A 24665-nucleotide genomic window follows, 5' to 3' on the forward strand; every position below is an offset into this window, starting at 1 on the left:
AGCCGGCGCCGCAGCCCGAACCGACCCCGGCGGCACCGGCACCCCGGCCCGCCCCCCCCAAGCCGGTGGCAAAGCCAGCGCCGCCCAAGCCCGCGCCCGCTCCGCCGAAGAAGGATGTATCCGCCGCCAAGCCCAAGCCGGCGGCGGAAAAACCCGCCCCCGCCAAGTCCAAGCCTGCGCCGGAAAAACCCAAGCCAGCCGCCGCCGCGCCCGCCAAGGCGTCGCAGAAGCCCGCCGCCAGGCCCAGGTCCGACGCGCCTGCCCGCGCGTCGGGACAGGGCAAGGCGGACAAGCCCAAGGGATCGCTGCTGGGCAAGGATTTCCTGAAGGGCATCGACACCGAGGATGACGCGCCGCGCAAGCCCGCGCCGGTGCCCGCCGCCGCCATGGGCCCCGCGCAGAAGGCCGCGCTGGACGCGGAAATCCGCCGCCAGCTCAAGCCCTATTGGAAATCCCCGAGCGGCGCGGACATCGAGCAGCTTCGCACCTTCGTCGATGTGCAGCTTGCCCGCGACGGTTCGCTCGCGGGGCAGCCGCAGGTCGTCAACACCACCGGCATCACCGCCAGCAACCGCACGCAGGTGACGCTGCATCAGGAACTGGCGGTGAAGGCGATCCGCCTGGCCGCGCCGTTCAAGCTGCCGCCCGCTCTTTATGATGGCTGGAAATCCCTCCGCATCTCCTTCGACAAGAGGCTATCGCAATGACCCGACCCTTCAGGACAGGAAAGGCCCGAGCCATGTTCGGCGCCACGCTGGGGGCGCTGCTGCTGGCGTTCGCGCCCGCCGCTTCCGCGCAGCTCAGCGTCGATGTGACGGACGAATCCTCCTCCAACCTCAAGATCGTCGTCCCCGCGCTGCCGGCGCAGGCGGAAGTCTCGACACCGGCGGGCGGTTCCACCGAACTGGGCCGCAAGATCGCGGAGGTGATCGCCGCCGACCTCAAGGGGTCGGGCCTGTTCGATCCCTCCGGCCCCGGCGGCATCCCGACCATCGCCTTTCCCGAAGTCACCAATCCCGCCTACGATAAATGGGGCGCCTATCAGGCGCTGGTGCAGGGCTTCGTCCGCACCACCGGGGGCGAGGCGGACATCACCGTCGGCTGCTATCTCTACGACGTGGCGCTGAAGCAGGAACTGACGCGGCAGGGCTATGTCGTCGCGCCCCGCGACTGGCGGCGGGCCGCGCATAAATGCGCCGATGCCATCTATGCGCGCCTGTCGGGGGAAAGCCCCTTCTTCGACAGCCGCATCGCCTATATCGCGGAAAGCGGTCCCAAAGGGAACCGCACCAAGCGCCTCGCCATCATGGATTCGGACGGCGCGAACCACCGCTTCATCACCAATGGCCAGTCGATCGCGCTGACCCCGCGCTTTTCGCCCGACTACAAGTCGATCGTCTATGTGAGCTACCTGAACAACCGGGTCCGCATCTATGTCTATGACATCGGCACGGGACGGCAGCGGCTGGTGACGGAAAGCAACAATCCGACCTTCGCGCCGCGCTGGTCGCCCGACGGCCGCAACATCCTCTTTTCCATGGCGATCGCCGGCAATACGGACATCTATCGCGTTTCGGCCAGCGGCGGCGCGCCCGTGCGCCTGACCACGGCGCCGGGCATCGATGTCGGCGGCAGCTATTCGCCCGACGGCCGCCAGATCGTCTTCGAAAGCGACCGCTCCGGCAGCCAGCAAATCTATGTCATGAACGCCGACGGTTCGGGCCAGCGCCGGATCAGCCATGGCGGCGGCCGCTATGCGACGCCCGAATGGAGCCCGCGCGGCGACCTGATCGCCTTCACCAAGATTTCAGGCGACTTCAAGATCGCGGTCATGACGCCGACCGGCGACAATGAGCGCATCCTGACCAATGGCTGGCAGGATGAGCAGCCGAGCTGGTCGCCCAATGGCCGCGTGCTGCAATATTTCCGCACCACGCCGGGCCGGGAGGGCAGCAGCCAGGTGTGGCAGGTCGACCTGACCGGCGTGAACGAACGGCGCATACCGACGCCGCTCAGCGGTTCGGACCCGGCCTGGGGGCCCTTGCTGCCCTGATATGCGCGGCCATCCCACTCAGGGCGGACTGCCCACGCTCCTGATCTGCATTATATCGGAACCGAATCGTCCCGACTGCGTAACGACTTTCAGACCATGTTGAGGAGCAACCCGATGAAACTATCCCGTCCCCTGCTGATGGCGACCGCCGTCATAGCCCTTGCCGCCTGCTCCAAGAAGCCGCCGCAGGAACTGCCGCCTGCGCCCGGCGGCGACGGTTCGGCCCAGACCGGCGGACCGGCGACGCCTTCGGGCCCGGTCAAGGGCAGCCAGGAGGATTTCGTGGCTTCCGTCTCGTCGGACCGCATCCTGTTCGACACCGACCAATATGATGTCGACGCGCAGGATCAGCAGATACTGCAGAGCCAGGCCGCCTGGCTGCAACAGAACCCCAATGTCCGCGTGACCATAGAGGGTCATGCCGACGAGCGCGGCACCCGCGACTATAATATCGCCTTGGGCGAGCGCCGCGCCAATGCGGCGAAGAACTATCTCGCGTCGCTGGGCATCGACGCCGGCCGCATCACCACCGTCAGCTATGGCAAGGAACGCCCCGCCGCCCTGGGTTCGGACGAAGCGGCCTGGGCGCAGAACCGCCGCGCGGTGACGGTCACCGTCCAATATTGATCCCGTGAAGCATTGGAGTCTCAACAGCTCCATGACCCGCCGGTCACCAGGATCGGCGGGTGTTCTTTTCCCCTTTAAATGGCAGCCAGTTCCCGCGCAGGAGCATGTTGCGCCCTGATCTGGTCAAACCAGCTTACGACCAGCCACCGCCGAGAGCGAGGAAGATGGCGATCTGGTCCTGCACCAACTGCACCCGCGCCGCCGCCGCCGAAGCCTCCGCATTGGCGAGCGAGCGCTGCGCGTCCAGCAGGGACAGGAAATCGCCGCGCCCGAAGCGGAACAGCTTGCCTGCCTGCGCCGCCGAAAAGCCTGCGCTGTCCCGCGCCCGGTCGAGCGCGGCCGTCTGCTCGGCATGGCGGCGGTAGCTTTCCAGCGCCGTTTCCGTCTGCCGCAAAGCCTCCAGCACGGTCCCGTCGAAACGAGCCAGATCGGCCTGTACCTGCGCATCGGCCTGCGCGATCCGCGCCCTGACGACAGGCCGGTTGGGGAAGCTCCAGCTCAGCAGCGGTCCCAGGCTCATGCCGAAGCTGGTGCCCGAACCGAAGCTTTTGAGCGGTCCGGCGAGCCCCAGCGATCCGCCGATGCTGACCTGCGGATAGAGGTCCGCGGTCGCCATCCCGACGCGGGCGGTGTCGGCGGCGATGCTGCGTTCCGCCTGCCGGATGTCGGGCCGCCGCCGGATCAGCGCCGCGCCGTCGCCCACGGGCATGGGTGCGTTCAGCGCCGGCAGCGTCGCGCAGCCCTCCACTTCCCTGGGATAATCCGCGGGCGATCGCCCCAGCAGCGTCGCCAGCAGATAGAGTCCGCTCTGCCGCTGTGCATCGAAGGCGGGAAGGCTCGCCTCGCTGGCGTCGACCGCCGCCTGCGCCCGGCTGACGTCGAAGGCGGTGCCGCGCCCACCCCTGAACAGCCGCTGGGTGGCGTTGAGCGTCTCCCGCTGAAGCGCGACGACGCGCCGGTTGACGGTCAGCGAATAATTGGCGGCGCAGACCTGCGCATAGGCCCTGGCCGTGGCGGCCGCCACGCTGACCCGCACATAGTCGCGCGCCGCCACGACCGTTTCCAGGTCGGCGGTGCTCGCCTCTATCGCGCGCCTGATCCGGCCGTTGAGGTCGAGCGGATAGGAGGCGGCAAGGCCCAGATCATAGCCGACCACGCCCGGCAGGCTCTCCGCCGTGCCGGAAGGCCGGGCAAGCGTCCCGCCGCCGCTGACTGTGGTGCCGACGGTGCGCCCTGCCTCCGCCTCGCGCAGCACCGCCTCCGCCGCGGTCAGGTTCGCATCCGCCACGCGCAGGTCGGTGTTGGCGGCGAGCGCCTGCCCGACCAGCGCATCCAGCCGGGGATCGTCGTAGAGCCGCCACCAATGATCGGGCAGTTCGGCATCGGTGAAACTGGGGCCCTGCGCCGACAGGAAAGCGCCCTGCGCGGCGGGGGCGGTTGCGGCGGACTTTTCCGGGGGGCGATAGTCCGGGCCTGCGGTCGCGCAGGCCGCCAGCGCCAAGGCCAGAAAGGGCGTCCACATCTTCGCCCCACCTCTCCCCGATGAAAAGGTGCCAAGAGCCCGCATTTCATGCATGGCGGCACACCCCCGGCTTCGCGTCCTTCCGCGCCGGTTCGATCGTCACCGTGGCCGTGCGCCCGGCGATCAGCTTCACCTCCGGCGGCACCCGTGTCAGCTTCACCCGTACCGGGATGCGCTGGGCCAGGCGGACCCAGGAGAAGGTCGGCTCGACGGTCGGCAGCAGATTGCCCGAATCCGAACGGCTGCTGTCGTTGATGCCATAGGCGATGCTGTCGACCCGCCCGTGGAGGTCCTGCGCCTCGCCCATCAGCCGCACCGTCACCGGCGCGCCGATGCAGACCAGCGGCAGCTTGGTTTCCTCGAAATAGCCTTCGATGCGCAGGCTGTCGCGGTCGACCAGCGCCATGGCCTGCTGCCCCGCAGCGACGAAATCGCCCGGATGCAGGTCGAGGTTCGTGACCACGCCGTTGACCGAGGCGACCACCCGCGTTCGCTTGAGATTGAGGGCGGCGGCATCGCGCGCGCTCATCGCTTCGGCCAGCGCAGCCTCCGCCGTCGCGACGCGCGCGACATTCTGTTCATGCGCCTCCTTCGCCACCAGCTCGCCCAGCGCGACGTCGCGGGTCGCCTCCCGCCGCGCCTGACCGAGTGTGGCCCGGGCGCTGGCGATCTGCGCCTCCGCCTGCTCCAGCGCCAGCGCATAGCGCGGCCGGTCGATCACGAACAGCAGGTCGCCCGCCCTGACCGCCTGGTTGTCATGCACGGCGACGGAGGTGACGAGCCCGCCAATGTCCGGCGTCACCCGCACCACATCGGCGCGCACCCGCCCGTCGCGGGTCCAGGGGCTGCGCTCATAATGGTTCCACATCCATATCGCCACCAGCACGGCGGCGATGACGATGACGATGGTGGCGGCGCTCCTGATCAGGGCAGGGGGGATCAGCGTGGCGGCAAAACGGTTCATAGGCGGATTCCAAGGGTGGGAACGAGGAGGGCGAGCGCGCCCAGCACCAGCACGAAGATGCTGAGGTCGACCGCCGCGCGATAGGCGAGGAAACGATAGAGACCGAAAGCGCCGATCAGCCGGGTGACGCCCCAACTCAGGATCAGCGCCACCAGCGCGAGCAACAACAGGGTCGGCACATAGACGCCGCCCAGGGCGATTTCTCCGGTCATGCGGCCACTCTCCGATAGCCTTCGCTTTCAGGGAACAGGTTGCGGCGCAGGCTGACCAGCGCGAGTATGGCCTCCCGCCGGATCACCGCGCTGGGATTGCGCGACAGGTCGCTGATCGCATGGTCGATGTCGGTGAGCAGGGCGGGCTTCGCGGGCGCGGGCGCATCCGGGTCCAGCCCGCGATAATGCGCGCTGACGCCCGTCAGCACATCGGCCAGCGGCGCCGCTTCATCGGCGGGCAGGTCGAGCCGCAATTGCCGCAATTCGCCAATGGCGACGCCGGTCCGCAGGTCGCGCAGCGCGTCGTAGAGCGGCCGCCCGCTGTCGGACCGCACCGCCGCCAGACGCGGCGCCAACAGGGCGATGCGGTCCAGCATCCGGTTGATCCAGCCGCGCAGATCGGGCGGCGTCATCAACGTGGCGCGGTTGGCAATGTCGTTCCAGCCCGCGCGCACCGTGCGCCGGATCGCCCGCTCCACCCCCGCCGACTGCAACAGCCCGGCCATGATGATCGCGAACCAGATGCCCACCAGCTGCGCCACGGTGCCGTTGGCGTAGCTGGCAAAGGCGCTGACATAGCGATCCGACAGCAGCACCGGGCTGCCCAGCCCCAGCAGCGTCGGCAGGGCGATGCCCATCCAGCGCGGCGACGCCATCATCGTGCCGAGCAACAGCAGCATCGGGGCATAGGCGGCCGCCAGCATGGCGAAGCCGTCGAGGCGCGGCATGATCGCATAGCCATAGACCGCGCCGAGCAGCGAAGCGGCGATGGTGCCGATCATGAAGCCCTTGAGCGGCGCCAGCGGATTGTCCGACGCGGCGAACAGGGAAAGGAACACGCCCGCCAGCATCACCGCGCTGCCGCCGTCCTTCCAGCCGCTGCCGATCCACAATGCGCAGCCCACGGCCACGGTGACGAAGGCGCCGAGGGCCCCGCGCGCCGCCCCGGCATAATCCCTGTGCAGTTCGCGGTTGCGCCGCCCCTCCAGCAACTCACCGACGCGGGGGCTAACCGCCTCCCGCCTGTGCGTCACCATCTGGTCGTAAAGGTCGCGGCAGTCGCGATGCGCCGCGATCAGGGCGGCCAGCCGGGCGAACAGGCTGAGGCGCATCATGTCCGCCCACCCCATCTCCTCCCGCGCCGCAGGCTCCAGAGCGGCGCAGCGGGCGATCAGGGCATCCGCCGCCGCGGTGCGAAGGATGATGTCGTCGCCGGGGTTGACGATCCAGGCGCGGACATCCGCGATTAGTTCTTCGACCTCCTGCGGCACCTTTCCGCCGCTTGCCGCCTTCAGCATGGCCAGCCGGTCCTCCACGGCCGCGCCCAGTGGCAGAAGCAGCGAAAGCTGGTCCTGCATCGCGCGCACCGTGCGCACGCGGGGCGCGAGGCGGCTGATGTCGAACGGCAGGTGCACCGACATCTGGTGCAGCTCGGTGATGTCCTGCGCCAGACGGCGGCGTTCCTGCGCCAGCCCCTCCACCGGCTCCAACGCGATGGCGTCATGCGACCAGCGTTCCGCATCGCGCAGCATCGCCTCCACCCGCGCCAGCAGCAGATTGGTGATGGAGCCGGGGAAGACGACGCCGTGGACCAGGCTGCCGCACATGATGCCGATGGTGATTTCCTGCACGCGCAGCGTCGCCACGGTGAAGATGGTCTGTGGCGTGTCGACGTCGGGGAAGACGATGAGGCAGGCGCTATAGCCCGCCAGCACGAACATATAGGATCGCGGCGTGCGGTCGAGCAGGGAGACGAAGACGTACAGGGCCAGCCAAAGCGCCATGGCGAGCGACAGCAGTTCCGGCGCATTGACCAGCGGCGGCACGATGGCGACGGAGAAGATCGCGCCGGTCAGCGTGCCGATGACGCGGAACACCGCCTTGGAAATCACCGCCCCGGCCAGCGGCTGGGCGACGATATAGCTGGTCAGGAACGCCCAATAGGGCCGCTCCAGCCCGATGCTGAGCGCGACATAGAGCGCCAGCATCGCCGCCGCGAAGCATTTCAGGGAAAAGAGCGCGGCAGGCCAGCCGATGCGCTCTCCAAGGGCGTTCATATCAGCGCTCGCATGTCGGGCCATTCATGGCGGGCCGTCCCGTTACGACTGACCCCGCCGCTCGGCCATGCGCCGCTCCAGCAGGTTCAGCAGGTTGACGATGATCTCGATCGCGGCGTCGGGCACGCCGTCGAGCAATTCGCGCCGAAGATTCTCCAGCCTGGCCTCTATCCGGCCCACCAGCTCCTGCCCCTCCGGCGTGAAGGCGACTCGATTCGACCGCCGATCATCGGGATTGGGTACGCGCTCCACAAGCCCCGCCGCCTGCAGCTGGTCGAGGGTCCGGACCAGCGAAGGCTGGGCGATGCCCAGTTCCTCTGCCAGATCCGCCTGCCGGACGTCGGGGCCCAGCCGGTCGAGATAGATGAGGCACCAGCCCGCGCTGTTCGAAACGCCGAATTCCGCCAGCGCCAGATCGGCCAGTTGCCGCCACTGGCGCGCCACCTGTGGCATTTTATGCGCGAGAGCGCGCTTCAACTCCGATCGGGACATTTTTCTTAGATAGCTAACTAATGTCCCGCGTCAAGGGATTTTAGTTTCTCTCCATCGCAGGATGGGAGGAGAAGCAGCCTTGGGCGGGTGGAGTTAAAAGGGGCCACGACCTGCCGCGTCCGCGGGCGGTCCCCCATGTTGCGCATAGGGGAAGTTTTTGGCGCAGCACGAAAGAGGGCCGGAAACTTGCGTTTCCGGCCCTCTTTTCCGCCCTGCTGGAACCCTCAGGCCCGACGCGTGCCCGAAAAGCCCGCAGTGCCGAACGCGCCAAGCTGCATCGTCCCGGTGATGGAATCGCCATTCACCTCCGCCTCGCATTCCAGCGTCATCGGCATCGGCAGCGTCATGTTCATCTTCCAGCGCAGCTTGTTGCCGTCCACCTTGCCCTCGGCCACGTCGAGCGAACCCATCATGCCCGCGAAGGTGCCATGAAAGCCGTCGCCCGAGCTGATGACCGTCAGCACGCCATTCTGGTCGCCCATCGGCGTTTTCGCGACGCAGTCATAGGCGCCATCCACTGCTGCCATAGCACTTCTCCTTTACGTAACCGTCAATCGGCCAATGTGCCCATTTCCACCGGAAGGCCGACGACGTCAAGCTGCGGTTTCACCAGTTTCGCGTCGCCCACGACCACCCAGATCAGCCGGTCGGGATTGATCGCATCCCGCGCCGCCTTGTCGAGATCGGCAGCCGTCATCGCGCGGTACACGCCCGGTAGCGTCTCATAATAATCGTCCGGCCGCCCGAGCATCCGGTTGCGCATCATCGCGCCGAGCAGGTCGGACGAGGTTTCGAAACTGCCGGGCAGCGACAGGATCTGGCTGTTGATCGTCTGGTTGCGTTCCGCCTCCGTCGTGCCCTTGGCGGTCAGGAAGTCGCTGATGTCCTTCCGCGCGGCGACGATGGACTCCCCGGTCTTGTCGGTCTGGACCGGGGCATAGACCAGCAGCGGGATCGTATCCTTGACGCCGGGCAGCGCGCTGCCCGCATAATAGGCCCAGCCCTTGGTCTCTCGCAGGTCCATGATCAGGCGGGAGGTCGAGCTGCCGCCCAGCACCTCATTGGCGGTCAGCAGCGTGACCGGATTGTCCGTGCCCGCCTTGTTGGTGAGCAGCCCGGCGAGGATCATCGACTGCGGGCTTTGCGGCTTGTCGACCAGGATGATGCGCGAAGGGCGCATCATGCGGTCCATGCGGAACAGCTTGGCGCCCTTGGCCGCCTTGGGCGCCTTCCAGTCCCCGAAGCGCTTTTCCAGCAGCGGCATCACGTCGGCCAGCGTCGTGTCGCCGGTGACGAAGATCGTCGCATTGTCGGGCCGCATCCATTTGTCGTGGAAGGCGACGAGATCGGCCCGCGTCACCGCCTTGACGCCGCTTTCCGTGCCCGATCCGGTGAAGGGAATGCCATAGGGATGCGCCTGCCCATAGAGAAGCGGCGGCAGCAGGCGTTGCGCGATCGGCATGGGTTCGGTCTTTTCCGCCGCGATCCGGGTCAGCACCTGGCCGCGCAGGCGTTCGACCTCCGCCGGCGCGAAGGCCGGGTTGCGGATCACGTCCGCCAGCAGGCCCAGCGAGGCGTCCAGATTGGGCTTGAGCGCATAGAGGCCGACATTGGTCGCGTCCATGCCATTGCCCGCGCTGATCGAGGCGCCCAGCCGTTCCTGCTCCTCCGCGATCTGCACAGAGCTGCGCGTCGTCGTGCCTTCGTCCAGCAGCGCGGTGGTCAGGCCCGCCGTGCCCAGCTTCGCCTTGTCGTCGGCCGCGTTGCCCGCATCGAAGGACACCGACACCCGCACCACCGGCACCGTTGCTCGGCGCGCGAAGACGATGGGAATGCCGTTCTTGAGCGTCGCATGCTCGACCGCCGGGAATTCCAGGTCCTTGACCGGCTCGATCCCCGGCTCAGCGATTTTTGTGGGCGGCGGCGGGGTCGCCGCGACCGGCGCGGGCTTCTTGGGATCGCGGAAATAGGCCGGGTGATGGGTCGCGTTGCCCGCCAGCGCATTGTCCTCGGCCGACCGCTCGCCCGGGGCCACGGTCAGGCGGAACACCGGGCGGGACAACCATTTGCGCGCCGCCTCGCTCACCGATTGGGGCGTCGCGGCGGCGGCGGCGGCCAGATCCTTCTTATATTTGGCCGGATCGCCCGAATAGACGGCGCCCTCGGCCAGCGTCACCGCCTTGCCGCTGAAGCCGCCGACCTTCTCCAGCCCGCCGATGGTGCCCGAAAGCTGCTGCGTCGCGGCGCGCTGCACCTCGTCCGCCGTCGGCCCCTTGGCGAGATAGTCGGCCAGAAGCTGGTCGAGCCGCTTGCCCACCGCCGCCGGGTCCTGTCCCGGCTTCACGTCCACGGTGATCTCCGCGATGGAGAGCTTCTCGAAGGGCTGGATGCTGGCCTTCACGCCCACGGCGACCTTCTCGTCCCGCACGAGGATATTGTCGAGCCGCGAGGATTTGAGGCCGCCGAACACAGCCATCGCCAGGTTGAGCGGCGTCAGATCGTCCGAATTCACCCCCGGCACGATCCAGTTGCGATAGAGCCGGGTGGCGGCGACATTGTCGTGCATCACCTTCTCGACATCCTTGTCGAGCGTCGGGACGGCCGCATCCACATCCCTGGGCGCGGGACCGGCGGGGATATTGCCGAACCACTTCTCGACCTTGGCCTTCGCCGTCGGCACGTCGATGTCGCCCGCCAGCACCAGCACGGCGTTGTTCGGACCATAATGGGTCTTGAACCATGTCTGCACATCGGCAAGGCTGGCAGCGTTCAGGTCCGCCATCGAACCGATGGTGGAGTGGCGGTAGGGATGCCCCTCCGGCAGCATGGCGGCGAGCTGCGCATATTCGACCAGCCCATAGGGCTCATTCTCGCCCATGCGCTTTTCATTCTGCACGACGCCGCGCTGGGTATCGAGCTTGGTCTGGGTGACGGCGCCCAGCAGATGGCCCATGCGGTCGGATTCCAGGAACAGCGCCCGGTCCAGCGCGCCGGTCGGCACCGTCTCGAAATAATTGGTGCGGTCGAACCAGGTCGTGCCGTTCCAGTCGGTGGCGCCGATGTCCTCCAGCCGCCCGAAGAAAGGCCCGTCGGCATTTTCGGAGCCGTAGAACATCAGATGCTCGAACAGATGGGCGAAGCCGGTCTTGCCCGCCGGTTCGAAGCGCGAGCCGACATGATACCAGATGGACACGCCAACGACCGGCGCCTTGCGGTCGGTGTGGACGATGACGCGCAGCCCGTTCTTCAGCGTGAACTGCTCATAGGGAATGTTCACCGCCGCGACCAGGCTGGAAAGCGGCGCGGGCGCGCTCGCCGCCTGGGACGCCGGAGCAGCCGCCGCCTGCATCATGGGCACGAACGCGAGCGAGGACAGGCCGAGCATCAGGGCCATCCGGCGGGAAATGGGGGAGAAGGTCATCGGCGCCTCATGATGGTCAGTGGATCGGCGGGCAGCATAGCGGGGCGTTTTAGCTGTGCAATACGCATGTGGGAGAGGCGCCTCATCCTCCGGCAAGGGCGAGAGGCCGCTGGACAGACGAAACCAGCGCGCTAGGTTTCCCTTCCAACCATAAACAGAGGTTTTCGCACCCGATGCGCCTTCGGTCCTTCGCCTTCGCTTCCACCTTCGCCCTTGCCCTCGCCACCCCCGGCCCAGCACCCGCCGGAACCGCACCCGCCGAAACCGCACCCGCCATCAGTGCGGAGGACATTCGGGCCGACATCGGCTTCCTGGCCGACGACCTGCTGGAGGGGCGCGACGCGGGCACGCGCGGCTATGACATCGCCGCCCGCTATGTCGCCGCGCGGTTCGAGACACTGGGCCTGCGGCAGGCGGTTGCCGATAGCTGGTATCAGCCCGTGACGCTTGCCGTGGCGCGGCTCGACAAGGGGGCCGCCCCGTCGATGGACATCGGCGGCAGGCGCTTCGCCAATGGCGACGATGTCGCTGTCGGCGCCTTCGGCCGGGAGCCGCGACAAAGCATCGAGGCGCAGGCGGTGTTCGTCGGCTATGGCCTGAAATCCGGGCGCGAGAAGATCGACGACTATGCCGGTCTCGACCTGCGCGGCAAGTTCGCGGTGGCGCTGTCCGGCTCGCCCGTCGGCATGCCGAGCGAGATCGGCGCGCACCTGGCCGCCGAAAAGGCGCTGGCGGCGCAGCAGGCCGGGGCCATCGGCCTCATCACCATTCCCACCACCGGCTATCTGCGCCGCACCCCCTGGGAGAAGCTGCGCGACCGGGCGCAGCATCCGACGGTGAGCTGGCTGGAAAAAGACGGCCAGCCCTATGTCCGCACCCCCGGGATCCGCGGCACCGGCACAGTGACCGGCGCCGCCGCCGACGCGCTGCTCGCCGGATCGGGCAGGAGCCTGGCCGCGATCCGTGCCGAGGCGGAGAAGAAGGGCGTCCGCCCCAAGGGCTTCGCGCTGAAGCCCGGCATCCGCATCGACCGCACCAGCACCGTCGAGACCGCGCCCAGCCGCAATGTGCTGGCGGTGCTGCCCGGTTCCGACCCGGCGCTGGCCCGGGAATATGTGCTGCTGATGGCGCATCTCGACCATCTGGGGATCAAGGAAGACGGCAAGGGGCCGGACAGGGTCTATAATGGCGCGATGGACAATGCGTCGGGCGTGGCGACCCTGCTGGCGGTGGCCAAGGCCTTTGCGGAGAGCGGGGAGCGGCCGAAACGCTCCATCCTCTTCGCGGCGGTGACGGCGGAGGAAGACGGGCTGCTGGGGTCGCAATATCTGGCGCGGAACCCCGTCCTGACGGCGGGGGGCAAGCTGGTCGGCGTGGTCAATCTCGACATGCCGATCCTGACCTATGATTTTCAGGACGTGATCGCCTTCGGCGCCGATCATTCGACCTTGGGGCCGATTGTCGAGAAAGCGGCGAAGGCCGAGGGCGTTTCGCTCTCGCCCGATCCCCTGCCGGCCGAAGGGCTGTTCACCCGGTCCGACCATTATCGCTTCGTGCAGGAGGGGGTGCCGGCGGTGTTCCTGATGACCGGTTTCGCCGGGCCGGGGAAAGAGGCGTTCGAACATTTCCTCAAGACCGACTATCACCAGCTTTCCGACCAGATGAGCCTGCCCTTCAACTGGGGCGCGGCGGCCAAGTTCGCCAAGGTGAACTATGCCATCGCGCGGGAGATCGCGGACGAGCCGCAGGCGCCGCTCTGGTACAAGGGGGATTTCTTCGGGGACGCCTTTGCGCCGGATGCGCCAAAAGCGGTGAAGCGATAGGGAACATGTGTTCCCCGCCCGAGGTTTAACGCAACGTGCTCCCGCGACCCGAAGGTCGGCCTGAGCCAATGCAGGAGTCCAGTTCTGACGGCGGGACCGGCTTCCCGCCTTCGTAAGGAACACGGTGCGCCAGGACGTAAGGATATTTGCGTAGAGCCTCTTGTGTTGCTTTTATGCAACATTACATCGTGACGAGCTTCACGAAGGGGAACATGATGAACCTCGAAAAATTCACTGACCGCGCCAAGGGCTTCCTCCAGTCGGCGCAGACCGTCGCGATCCGGATGAGCCATCAGCGCATCGGCCCGGAGCATCTGCTGAAGGCGTTGCTGGAGGACCAGCAGGGCATGGCGTCCGGCCTGATCAAGGCAGCGGGCGGCGACGCCGGCGTGGCGCTGCGCGAAACCGATGCAGCGCTGGCCAAGGTGCCTGCCGTATCCGGCAGCGGCGCGCAGCAGACCCCCGGCCTGGACAATGATGCCGTGCGCGTTCTGGACAGTGCCGAACAGATCGCGACCAAGGCGGGGGACAGCTTCGTCACCGTCGAGCGGCTGTTGCTGGCCCTCACCCTCGCCACCACCACGGCGGCTGGCAAGGCTTTGGCGGCGGCTGGTGTGAAGGCGGAGGCGCTGAATGCCGTGATCAACAATCTGCGCGGGGGGCGCACCGCCGACACGGCGGGCGCGGAGGATCGCTACGACGCGCTCAAGAAATTCGCCCGCGACCTGACCGAAGCGGCGCGCGAGGGCAAGCTGGACCCCGTGATCGGCCGTGACGAGGAAATCCGGCGGACGATCCAGATCCTGGCCCGCCGCACCAAGAATAATCCCGTCCTCATCGGCGATCCCGGCGTCGGCAAGACCGCCATTGCCGAGGGGCTGGCGCTGCGCATCGCCAATGGCGACGTGCCCGATACGCTGAAGGACCGCACGCTGATGGCGCTCGACATGGGCAGCCTGATCGCGGGCGCCAAATATCGCGGCGAGTTCGAGGAGCGGCTGAAAGGCGTGCTGGACGAGGTGAAGGGCGCGGAGGGGCAGATCGTCCTCTTCATCGACGAGATGCACACGCTGATCGGCGCGGGCAAGTCCGAGGGCGCGATGGACGCGGGCAATTTGTTGAAGCCTGCCCTGGCGCGCGGCGAACTGCACTGCATCGGCGCGACCACGCTCGACGAATATCGCAAATATGTCGAGAAGGACCCCGCGTTGCAGCGGCGGTTCCAGCCTGTCTTCGTGGGCGAGCCGACGGTGGAGGACACCATCTCCATCCTGCGGGGCCTGAAGGAGAAATATGAGTTGCACCATGGCGTGCGGATCACCGACGGCGCGATCGTGTCGGCGGCGACTCTCTCCAACCGATACATCACCGACCGTTTCCTGCCGGACAAGGCCATCGACCTGATGGACGAGGCGGCGTCGCGGTTGCGCATGGAGGTGGAGAGCAAGCCGGAGGAGATCGAGACGCTCGACCGGCGGATCATCCAGCTCAAGATCGAGCGGGAGGCGCTGAAGAAGGAGACGGACAAGGCTTCGCAGGATCGCTTGGCGGCGCTGGAAGAAGACCTAGCCAATCTGGAGCAGCAGTCGGCCGAACTCACCCAGCGCTGGCAGGCGGAGAAGGACAAGATCGCGGGCGAAAGCAAGCTCAAGGAGCAGTTGGACGCTGCCCGCGTTGAACTGGACCAGGCGCAGCGCGCGGGCGACCTCGCCAAGGCGGGCGAGCTGGCCTATGGCCGCATTCCGGAGCTGGAGCGCAAGCTGGCCGAGGCCCAGAACGTCACGCAGGGCGCGATGCTGCGCGAGGAAGTGACGAGCGAGGACATCGCTTCGGTCGTCAGCCGCTGGACCGGCATCCCCGTCGACAGGATGATGGAGGGCGAGCGCGAGAAGCTGCTCGCCATGGAAGAGGAACTGGGTAAGCGCGTCATCGGCCAGGCCGATGCGGTCAAGGCCGTGTCGACCGCGGTGCGCCGTTCGCGGGCGGGTTTGCAGGACCCGAACCGGCCGCTGGGATCGTTCCTGTTCCTGGGGCCAACGGGCGTGGGCAAGACGGAGCTGACCAAGGCGCTCGCCGGATTCCTGTTCGACGACGACAGCGCGATGGTGCGCATCGACATGAGCGAGTTCATGGAGAAGCACTCGGTCGCCCGGCTGATCGGCGCGCCGCCGGGCTATGTCGGCTATGAGGAAGGCGGCGTGCTGACCGAAGCTGTCCGTCGCCGCCCCTATCAGGTCGTGCTGTTCGACGAGGTGGAGAAGGCGCACAGCGATGTGTTCAACGTGCTGCTCCAGGTGCTGGATGACGGCCGCCTGACCGATGGTCAGGGCCGGACGGTGGACTTCACCAACACGATCATCGTGCTGACGTCGAACCTGGGCAGCCAGTTCATCGCTTCGCTCGCGGATGACGAGCCGGTCGAGAAGGTCGAGGATCAGGTGATGGACATCGTCCGCGCGCATTTCCGGCCGGAATTCCTGAACCGGCTGGACGAGGTGATCCTGTTCCACCGCCTGGGCGCCGCCCATATGGCGCCGATCGTGGACATCCAGGTGGCGCGGATCGGCAAGCTGCTGAAGGACCGGAAGGTGAAACTCGACCTGACCGACGGCGCACGGGCATGGCTGGGCCGGGTGGGTTATGATCCGGTCTACGGCGCAAGGCCGCTGAAGCGCGCGGTGCAGCGCTATTTGCAGGACCCGCTGGCCGACCTGATCCTGCGCGGCGAAGTGCCGGATGGCGCGACCGTGAGGGTGGATGAAGGGGATGGGGCGTTGAGGTTGAGTGTGGGCTGACGCGGGAGCCAAAGAGGGGCGTTTCCCGGACGGGAAAATCGTTATAGTCCGTCCATATGGAACGCCCTTCATTCCCCATGTTCAAGTTGAATCCGGACTTGGACGAAGCGATTTTGCGAGAGCATTTTGCATGCGAGGGCCGCGTGCAGATCGCCGATTTCCTTGAAGCCCCTCAGGCTCTGGCGTTGCGCGCCAGTCTGAGCGAACGCTCCGATTGGCGCCATGTCATCAACGGCGAAAGCCAGGTCTTCGAAATCGCTGCCGATCGGTTCGATGCTTTGCCGGACGAGACGCGCAAGACCCTGGAACAGGCCATGTTCGCCAAGGCCAGCCATGGTTTTCAGTTCCAGTTCGACACCATCCGCGTGCCGGATGAAAAATCGAAGAGGCAAGCGGCCAGCGAGCATCTCGCGGCTTTTGCAACCTTCATGAGTTCTCAGGAGGTCCTGGAATTCATCGCGGCGATCACAGGAGAAAAGGGGATCGGCTTTGCCGATGCGCAGGCCACCCGCTATCGGCCGGGAGACTTCCTGACGCGGCATGATGATGCCGTCGCCGGCAAGAATAGGCGGCTGGCCTATATATTGGGTTTGACGCCGGGATGGCGACCGGATTGGGGCGGGCTATTGCTGTTCCATGGCGCGGGCGAGAATGTCACCGACATATTCGTTCCTCACTTCAACGGACTGAGCCTGTTCGCCATCGGGCAACCGCACAGTGTGAGCCATGTGGCGCCCTTTGCCGGTGCCGAACGCCTTTCGGTGACAGGCTGGCTTCGGACAGGCCGGCAACCCGATTGATCCCGCATTCAGTTACCCAAAGCTTCGTTCGCCCATTGCAAGGCTGCCTCCATCCGGTCCCCGATGGCTGTTGCGGCCCGGCCGTCCGCATCCCTTTCATCCTGCACCGAATAAGCTTGATCCGGCGTCTTGGCGTTCCGTCCGGACCAATGCGCGACGGTATCCGCCAGCATCGGCTGCGGCACCGCCAGCGTTTGCATCGCCTGACGAGCAAGATGCTGTGGGTCCGTCCGCAAACCCTCCCCATGGAGAAGGCGCACCTCCTTTTGACCAGACTGCTTCATCGCTTTTTCAAAGGCGCGCTGCTGGATCGCATGCAGCACCAGCGTTAGCGCGAGCAAGCGATCCAGATCGTCGCCTTTGCGAGCCAGTGCGCCCGACACCTGACTGGCGTCGCGCGTGCCCCTGCTGGACAGATGGACCGCCGCCCGAGCCGCAAAGGCCAGCCGATCGCTGCCGCCCCGGCACACCGCCTGAAGAAAGGCCGGGCGCGTCATGGTGAGGAAAATCGCTCGCAGCGGACCGACGGACATTATCGAGGGCAACAGATTATTGGCCCAGTTGGATGGCTTCACCACCATGATCTCGCCAGGGGACCAGGGGCGATGGAGCAGCAAACAGATATGCTGCACCAACCGGTCGCTCATTTCCGCATTGCTTTCCCTTCGGTCGAGCGCGGCGCGATAATTCGCCAGATCGGCAAATATGTTCGGCTCCCGCAGCACCCGCACATGACCAGGCGCCTCGATCAGCCGCGACAATAAAGTCGAGCCGCAAAAACCGATATGGAAGAGAAAACGGCAGGTGGGGCGGGATGGCAAAGGCTGTCGCAGCAGATCGGCAATAGGCAGGGCAAGGCTGGAACCGACGCCGATGTCCGTACGCCCGTCAATGAAGGAGGCGGCGGCAATCCTATCGGGATCACAGCGCAGGAACAGTATCTCGCCACGATCCGGATCGATCCTGTGCGGGAGCCAGGTGGGATCGTAAAGAACCGATTCGCGGTGAGTCATTCCCCCGTCATAGCGGCAATAAACCGGGCCGGGACCGCCTTAATGATCGGCCCCGGCCCTTCAGCATCAGAACTTGATCGACGCGCCGGCGAAGAACTGCCGCCCGATCACATCATAGGTATTGGGGAAGGTGCTGCCGCCGTTGGCTGACGCGCCGACCGTGTCGCCCACGATCGGAGGCTTCTTGTCGAACAAGTTCAGCACGCCCAGGCGGAACGTCACTCCATCTTCGACATTGACGCTGAGCGTCTCATCGAAATAGGAATATCCGCCGATCTTGGACCTCAGAATGTCGGTCGCGGCATCTTGCTTGACCGAACCCAGATAGCGCCAGCGGCTGTTCAGCGTGAAGCCCTTGAAGCCGAGGTTCAGGTCCAGAACATGCTTCCATTCCGGCAGCGGCTCCATGTCGCATGCACCGCCGAAAGTACCCGCGCATTCATAAACGGGGGAAGTCGGATCGCTCTGCTTCTTGAACGAAAAGACGTAGGTGCCAGCGAAGTTGATGCTGTAATTGAAGCCTTCCGACGAACCGCCGCGATAGCTGGCGGTGATGTCCAGCCCCTCCGTCTTGATGCCGGCGACGTTGCCCAGCTGCGATGGCACGCCAATGGTCGTGTCGCCGCTGAGTCCGCCTGTTACCGGGTTGCGCACGATGCCGGCACAAGCGGCGCTGTTGGGGTCCTTATCGATATTATAGCATTGGTTCATCGTCACGAAGACGGGCGTGTCATCGACCGCATCCTTTATCTTGATGCGGTAATAATCGAGCGAGAAGGTGAAATTCCGCAGAGACGGCGGGTTTACCACCAGGCCGAGCGTGACCGTATCGGCCTTTTCCTCATGCAGATTCTGATTTCCGCCAGTGAAGATGTTGACCTGACCCGAAATCGGCTGCGCAATCGCGCCCACGGTCGGAGCCCCCTGCGCGATACAGATGGCAGCGATGTCGGCAGGCACATTGCTGCCCGCACAAGGATCGACCTGAAGACTGCCGGTGGCTGCCACGACAGGAGAGTATAGTTCATAGAGATTAGGGGCGCGAACGGCGCGCTGATAGATGCCGCGCAAACGCACGCCATTGATCGGCGCATAGTCGCCGCCGAACTTGTAGGTATGAACCGACCCGACGGTCGAGTAATCGGAATAACGGTACCCGCCCTCCACATTCAGCGCGTAGATGCCCGGCCGTTCCTGAACCAGCGGCATTTTCAGTTCCGCATAAAGTTCCTTGACGTCATATTTGCCGGAAATGTTCTGACCCTGACCATAATAGATGAGATCGCCCGACGCATAGAGCGGATCGACCTTGGTCGTGCCCTTTTCCCGGCGATATTCCGCACCGATCGAGAAAGCCGCCGGGCCTTCGGCCCAGGGGCTCTTCAGAAAACCGATGTCACCCGCCAGGCTGCCGCCCGCGATGAACTGGGTTGTCTTGGTATTTTCCGTCGCGTTACGCAGAACGAAGGCGAGCTGCTGCTGTGTCACCGGCGTCGTGGTGAAGATGTTGAGCGGCACGCAGCCATTGGACGGATCGAAGCATTGCGGGCCGTTGGGCCCCTGGACCACGTCCAGCGCTTGCTGCAGAGCCGTATAGGACAGGTCGTTACGCAGCACGGTGTCGCGCTTCGATTGCCCGTATTGCGCGAAGAGATCATAGTTCAGCCCATCGCCGATCTGCCCCCGCAGACCACCCACAAACTGAAAATTGTTCGTGGTGTAGGTGCTCAAACGGCCGCCGGTTTCGACCATGCGGCGGCGGATGCCGATGTTGGACGTTCCAGCACGCGCCGTGGGATCTTCAGCGACATCCGATCCATCGTTGATCTGCAGGAAGGGATTGGCCACCTGGTCGAAGAAGGCGGCGCGCATCGCATCCGACAGGAAGGGGTTGCTGGGATCGAGATTGAAGCCGAAACCTGCGGTCGCCGTCGGCGCCAGGTTCGTCTCGACCTTCACATGGCTGTAGCTGAAACGGCCATAAGCCTCTACGCCGTCGGTCACTTCATACCGGCCGAGCGCCATCACATTATAGCGTTCGAAGGGCAACTGGGCATAGTTGACGGGATTGAAGTTGTAGAGCTCGACATCGCTGGACAGCGAGCCATCAGGTTGGACCTGTTGCAGCCCCCCAACGGTGCCGTCCTCGTCCCCGGGAATGTCGAACAGCGTTGGGACGCCATTGCTGGAGCCGCCAGAGCTGACCAGGTCACTCGAATCCAGCGCGGTTGCGTTCCGGCGGCGGGCGCCGAAATAGACGCCGTTGCGCTTTGAATAGCCGCCCGACACGACCAGATTGCCCCGGTCGCCCAATTTGATGCCGCCAGTCAGGCTGATATTATAGAGCGCGCCGTCGCCCCGGCTGGAAATCTGGCTGCTGCCATCGGCTGCGAGCCCTTCGAACCGGTCGTCCAGAACGAAGTTGACTACGCCTGCCACGGCATCCGAGCCATAAACGGCGGATGCGCCACCGGTCAGCACATCGATCCGCTTGATCAGTGCCGTGGGGATGCTGTTGACGTCGACAGCGCCCGACGTATCGTAGAAAGGCGCACGCTTGCCATCGATCAGCACCAGCGTGCGGTTTTCCCCCAGGCCGCGAAGGTCGACCGTGGCCGAACCATCGCCCGGGTTGTTGGAAGATCCGCCGAAGCCCGCCATGAATTGGGGGTTGGACGACAGGATCTGTTCGACCGTCACGGTATTGACCTGTTTGATCTGCTCGGCGGAGAGCACAGCCACAGGACTGCTCGCTTCGAGATCCGGCCGCTGGATGCGCGATCCGGTGACAATGATCGTATCTTCTGCTTCGGGAGCCGCCGCCTGGGGTTCGCTCTGAGAGAAGGCAGGCCCTGCGACCAGTGCCATGGACAGGATCATCGGTGCCGCGCCGGAACGCAACATGCTCTTTTTAATATGGATCAAAGCTCTACCCCTTGCTTCGAGTGTCTCTGCCTCTCTCCGCCCTGTCTGGCCACTTGCGTGGCGTCGAAACGGCGCGGACGAACAAAGCCTGCTCAGCCATTTAACAAAAGTAAAGCTACGGAACTAACCTGCGATAATTTTGCTCGCCGCTATGTCGCTGAAATGCAACAGCCGCAAGCCCGTCCTGGGGGCGGCTGCAAAGGAGGAGAAGAAGCCGCTAGGCTCAGGAGGGCTTTGTCCATTGGAAGATGCTGTTGATCCCGATCAACACAGCCGTGGATATAAGGTGAATGGTGAACATCCCAGTCACGCAGCTTTTTCATGCCGCGATTAGTTCGAACGCCAATTCCCCGACAATGAGCGTGTACCTGCTCGGTCCTTTTCCGCATTCGCATTCTGTTCGATCGCTTCCCACTCCGCTCGCGTATGGCAAGTGCGCTTGGGCATGAACGACCCTGTTACCGTTTCCCGGCGGCAGATTTTCTTTTCCGCGGCGCTCCCCGCTGACATCGCCTGACCGGACGGTGCATCGGCTGCGAAAGTCGGCGGAACCAGCACAGACCCGCAGATCAGAATGATGGGAAACAGCTTCATCGAAAATTCCTCCTTTACGAAAAAGGCGGCCTCGACAAGAGACCGCCTCTTCTGTTTGCATTTCGTCCGATCAGAACTTGAAGCGCGCGCCGGCCCGGAAAATCCGGCCATACACGCCTTCGCCCGCCTGAACCGAGTTGTACAGGAACGCACCATAGGTGACCGGGTCGATGTCCGGCAGGTTGTCGAACAGATTGATGACGTTCACATAGAAGTTCACCTTATCCGTGACCTTGAAGTTCGTGTTCAGGTCGAAGGTGATGTACTTGGACACATGACAGTCGCCGTAGCCAGGCGACAGACCGCAATCCTTATACTCATTCCCCTGATCCATCGCCGACAGGTCATAGCCCGACGTGTAGTTGACGGTGCCAGTCAAAGCCAGCTTGCCGAAGTCCAGCGTATTCGACCAATAGCCATGCCACTTGAACGTGCCCGAACCAGCCGTCAGGTTGAAGTTACCCAGGGTACCGACATATTTTTCGGTCGTGCCGTCGGGGAAGGTCGTGCTGAGATTGATCAGCATGGAAGCTTCCAGATTGCTCGACCACTTCACACCGCCAAAATCGTGAGTGAAGTTCGCGCCGAAGTCGATACCTTCCGACTTGATGGTGTCGGAGTTGATCAGCGTCGATTCAACGAAGGCTATACGCGGAGTGGCCGTCGGATTGTTAACGTCGGGCGCGTCGGCGATGACGTTGAAGCCGGCCGGGATCGGCTGGCCGGCGTAATAAGCTGCGATAGCAGGCGCCGTCGACGGGGAGGTGATCGCCCCAGTCTTCTTGATGTTGTAATAGTCAACGGTGAATGACAGGTTGCGGATCGGCTCGAACACCGCGCCGGCCGTGAAGCTGCGCGACTTCTCTGGGTTGAGATTGGGCGAAGCCAGCGTCGTCTGACCGATAGAGTAGTTGGTCAGATAGGTCGGGCAGGATGCCGGTGTAGTGGCACAAGCCGCACCATATTGAGCGCGGAAAGCCGCCGGGATGTTGGCGGCAACCTGCGACACATAACCGGTGGTCGGCAAAGCATTGGCTTCACCGAAGGACGGGATACGGAAGCCCTTCGAATAGGTGCCGCGCAGCAGCAACTGACGAACCGGCTTCACCTTGATGCCAAATTTGGGCGAGAAGGCGCTTTGACCCGAGCTATAGTGGTCATAACGACCCGACGCTTCCAGTTCGACTTGGTCGATGACAGGAGCGACGATTTCACCGAAGGCCGACGAAACGGTGCGGCTACCCTTGGTACCAAATGCGTTGAGAGTGAAATAACGCATGGTGGGACCATTGATGTCCGAGTTGGCGCTGGGAGCGTCGACGGCTTCATGATAGATCGATCCGCCGATCGCGACCTGCAGCGGACCGCCCGGCAAATCTGCGATCGCCTTCGACATGGTGAACTGGCCCTGATACAGGTCCGACGAGGCATTCGAGATGTTCGTTGGCGTCAGATAATCCTGAACGTCTTGGCTGTTCGCGGCCGGATTGACGAAGTTATACGACCCGTCCTTGATCACATCCAGCAGGTGCTGGATATAGACATAGCCATCCATCTTGCGGCGCAGATCGGTGTGCATCGCCGTAAAATCGACCTTGTAGTCGACATCGTCGAATATCGTGCCCTGAATGCCAGCAGCAGCGCGATAGACGCGGCTGCGGGTTTCGTTGGACGTGATCGTCGTGGGAAGGCCGCCGATGATCAGCGCATTCTGGCCGGCCGTAGCAAACGGATTGTTGGGATTCAGCGTGCCGTTGGTCGCGGTGCACGGGCCAACGGTGGAACGAGCGCAGACATAGACGGGCAGCGACAGCACGAATGAGCCAGGCGCGCGCACGGCGGCATTGCTCGACGTCGAGAACTGCGGATAAAAAATGCCGGTCGGCGCATTTCCGCGGATCGTCGGCGGACCACCGGTATAGCTGACGGTGGACTGCTGGAAATTGACAGACAGATATGCTTCCGACGTATCGCCAACGCGAGCTGTGATCCGTGCGGAACCGCCGAAACGCTGAATTTCGGGAGCGACGACACCATATTTGTTCACGCCGTCCTCGTTGCAGACGAGGTTTGGAATATTGGCGTTGTTGCTGGGTGCGCGGTCTGCAGCCGTCGGGGCATAGGGCGTACCGTTGAGACAACGGCCGGCCAGCAACTGATAGCGGCTGCCCGCAATTGCGGTGTTGGTGAGAGCGTCTGCTGGGCGAACATACAGGTTGCCCAGATTGTAATTACCATCGCCCTGCGCTGTCAGCGTGCCATTATTTTCCAGAACGCCGTTCGCGTCCAGACCATAGGCCTGGCCGTTATGGCCGCCGATGCCGCGCTGATCGGAAGAATTAAAGGGCGCATCAAGCTGACGATTATAAACCGCTTCCGAATGATAGTAGAAGCCGCTGATATAAGCGTTGAAACCATTGTCATCCAGATCGCCGGTGCCGGCCATCAGCGACAGGCGTTGACTACCCCCAGCGCCATTTTCGGCAACACCTGCCTCGACCCGACCGGCAATGCCCTTGAATTCACGCTTGGTGATAATGTTAACCACGCCGGCGATGGCATCCGCGCCGTAGCTGGAGGAAGCCCCGTCCTTCAGGACTTCGACATTTTCAACGATATCGTCCTGAATGGTGTTGAGGTCGACGAAATTCCGCGAACCGTCGTCCGCCAGCGGGTAATAAGCAGCGCGCAGGCCGTCGAACAGCACGAGCGTCGAGTTGGTTGACAGACCACGCAGCGAGACAGCGGATGCACCGCCAGCGAAAGCGCCGTTGGCAGTGAAGCCGTTGGTAAGGGCGGGGCCATTATTGGAGGCCAGTTTCTGAATGCCGTCCTGCACGGTGTTGATGCCACGGCGGTCCAGTTCCTCAGTTGTGACCCGGGTCACTGGCGAGGGTGTTTCGGCGTCAGTGCGGCGAATAATGGAACCGGTAACGACGATCGTGTCACTAGACGGTTCGTCCGAGGAAGCTTGCGACGCTTGCGCGAATGCGGGTGCGGAGAAAGTCGTAAGGCCGGCGCTGACAAGAGTCAGCACCTGGAGAGCCGCGCCACCGCGCAGCCCAATCTTGGTTATGGTCTTCACTATCCAGTCCCTTGCTCTGGAGGTTCGCGGATTGCCCCGCGCGCTTTTTTGACGCGTGAAGAGAGCGAAAGGAGCCCGACAGCAAGCCCTCTTCACACGCACTGCGGGGCACTCTGCTCAGTCGTTTTATGAGTGTAAAGCAGGGCAAAAGCCCGGGCATCGCATTTGACCGAAACTGTAGCAAATATGCCACAAATCGAGAAAATCGGTATTGAACACCTGTTTAACAACAATGTTACAGGTCTGAGTTCCTAGAAGGAATTTTTACATTTCGATATATCA

The 24665-nt window shown here is 64.3% G+C and carries 17 protein-coding genes; 6 read left to right on the forward strand and 11 right to left on the reverse strand.

Annotated features, from left to right (window positions below; translation table 11 throughout):
* The 3 genes from A8G00_RS14165 to pal all read left to right on the forward strand — a co-directional run.
* A partial coding sequence (locus tag A8G00_RS14165) for a cell envelope biogenesis protein TolA (RefSeq protein ID WP_103000954.1) occupies positions 1 to 707 on the forward strand: 707 nt, incomplete at its 5' end.
* A gap of 32 nt (positions 708 to 739) precedes the next feature.
* Positions 740 to 2053 carry a Tol-Pal system beta propeller repeat protein TolB gene (tolB, locus tag A8G00_RS14170; RefSeq protein WP_044660422.1) on the forward strand — a complete coding sequence of 438 codons (1314 nt, stop codon included), beginning with the start codon at positions 740 to 742 and terminating at the stop codon, positions 2051 to 2053.
* A gap of 114 nt (positions 2054 to 2167) precedes the next feature.
* Entirely contained in the window at positions 2168 to 2680 is a 513-nt protein-coding gene (gene pal, locus A8G00_RS14175) for a peptidoglycan-associated lipoprotein Pal (protein WP_044660423.1), read from the forward strand.
* 133 nt (positions 2681 to 2813) lie between these two features.
* On the opposite strand, the gene A8G00_RS14180 is transcribed toward pal, so the two are convergent.
* The 7 genes from A8G00_RS14180 to A8G00_RS14210 form a co-directional block, all read right to left on the reverse strand.
* Positions 2814 to 4202 (reverse strand): efflux transporter outer membrane subunit, encoded by a 1389-nt coding sequence (locus tag A8G00_RS14180; RefSeq protein WP_103000955.1) that lies wholly within the window; start codon positions 4200 to 4202, stop codon positions 2814 to 2816.
* 46 nt (positions 4203 to 4248) lie between these two features.
* Positions 4249 to 5166, reverse strand: coding sequence for an efflux RND transporter periplasmic adaptor subunit (locus A8G00_RS14185; protein WP_103000956.1), 918 nt, complete (start codon positions 5164 to 5166; stop codon positions 4249 to 4251).
* Positions 5163 to 5378, reverse strand: a complete 216-nt coding sequence (locus A8G00_RS14190) for a DUF1656 domain-containing protein (RefSeq protein ID WP_025549801.1) — start codon at positions 5376 to 5378, stop codon at positions 5163 to 5165. Before A8G00_RS14190 ends, A8G00_RS14185 begins: the two co-directional genes overlap by 4 nt.
* The gene (locus tag A8G00_RS14195; protein ID WP_103000957.1) at positions 5375 to 7435 is read right to left on the reverse strand and encodes an FUSC family protein; all 2061 of its coding nucleotides are present in this window, start codon (positions 7433 to 7435) and stop codon (positions 5375 to 5377) included. The genes A8G00_RS14190 and A8G00_RS14195 overlap by 4 nt, the downstream gene beginning before the upstream one ends.
* 42 nt (positions 7436 to 7477) lie before the next feature.
* The gene (locus tag A8G00_RS14200; RefSeq protein WP_025549803.1) at positions 7478 to 7927 is read right to left on the reverse strand and encodes a MarR family winged helix-turn-helix transcriptional regulator; all 450 of its coding nucleotides are present in this window, start codon (positions 7925 to 7927) and stop codon (positions 7478 to 7480) included.
* A 224-nt stretch (positions 7928 to 8151) separates the two neighbouring features.
* Entirely contained in the window at positions 8152 to 8454 is a 303-nt protein-coding gene (locus A8G00_RS14205) for a hypothetical protein (protein WP_103000958.1), read from the reverse strand.
* A gap of 23 nt (positions 8455 to 8477) precedes the next feature.
* Positions 8478 to 11348 (reverse strand): pitrilysin family protein, encoded by a 2871-nt coding sequence (locus A8G00_RS14210; RefSeq protein ID WP_103000959.1) that lies wholly within the window; start codon positions 11346 to 11348, stop codon positions 8478 to 8480.
* A 173-nt stretch (positions 11349 to 11521) separates the two neighbouring features.
* On the opposite strand from A8G00_RS14210, the gene A8G00_RS14215 reads away from it, so the two are divergent.
* The 3 genes from A8G00_RS14215 (at position 11522) to A8G00_RS14225 (ending at position 16766) form a co-directional block, all read left to right on the forward strand.
* Complete coding sequence (locus A8G00_RS14215) at positions 11522 to 13171, forward strand: M28 family metallopeptidase (RefSeq protein ID WP_103000960.1); 1650 nt, start codon at positions 11522 to 11524, stop codon at positions 13169 to 13171.
* 215 nt (positions 13172 to 13386) lie between these two features.
* The gene (gene clpB, locus A8G00_RS14220; protein WP_103000979.1) at positions 13387 to 15966 is read left to right on the forward strand and encodes an ATP-dependent chaperone ClpB; all 2580 of its coding nucleotides are present in this window, start codon (positions 13387 to 13389) and stop codon (positions 15964 to 15966) included.
* Between the two features lie 77 nt (positions 15967 to 16043).
* Positions 16044 to 16766 (forward strand): 2OG-Fe(II) oxygenase family protein, encoded by a 723-nt coding sequence (locus A8G00_RS14225; protein ID WP_103000980.1) that lies wholly within the window; start codon positions 16044 to 16046, stop codon positions 16764 to 16766.
* An 8-nt stretch (positions 16767 to 16774) separates the two neighbouring features.
* Here the strand turns inward: A8G00_RS14225 and A8G00_RS14230 are convergent, their stop codons facing one another.
* The 4 genes from A8G00_RS14230 to A8G00_RS14245 form a co-directional block, all read right to left on the reverse strand.
* The gene (locus A8G00_RS14230; protein WP_103000961.1) at positions 16775 to 17779 is read right to left on the reverse strand and encodes a hypothetical protein; all 1005 of its coding nucleotides are present in this window, start codon (positions 17777 to 17779) and stop codon (positions 16775 to 16777) included.
* Positions 17780 to 17845: 66 nt separating this feature from the next.
* Positions 17846 to 20683, reverse strand: a complete 2838-nt coding sequence (locus A8G00_RS14235; protein ID WP_253257999.1) for a TonB-dependent siderophore receptor — start codon at positions 20681 to 20683, stop codon at positions 17846 to 17848.
* A 351-nt stretch (positions 20684 to 21034) separates the two neighbouring features.
* Complete coding sequence (locus tag A8G00_RS14240) at positions 21035 to 21298, reverse strand: hypothetical protein (protein ID WP_053085656.1); 264 nt, start codon at positions 21296 to 21298, stop codon at positions 21035 to 21037.
* Positions 21299 to 21368: 70 nt separating this feature from the next.
* Positions 21369 to 24383 (reverse strand): TonB-dependent receptor, encoded by a 3015-nt coding sequence (locus tag A8G00_RS14245; RefSeq protein WP_103000962.1) that lies wholly within the window; start codon positions 24381 to 24383, stop codon positions 21369 to 21371.
* Positions 24384 to 24665: the final 282 nt, after the last annotated feature.

Source organism: Sphingobium sp. SA916, from assembly GCF_002894065.1.
Lineage (GTDB): Bacteria > Pseudomonadota > Alphaproteobacteria > Sphingomonadales > Sphingomonadaceae > Sphingobium > Sphingobium fuliginis.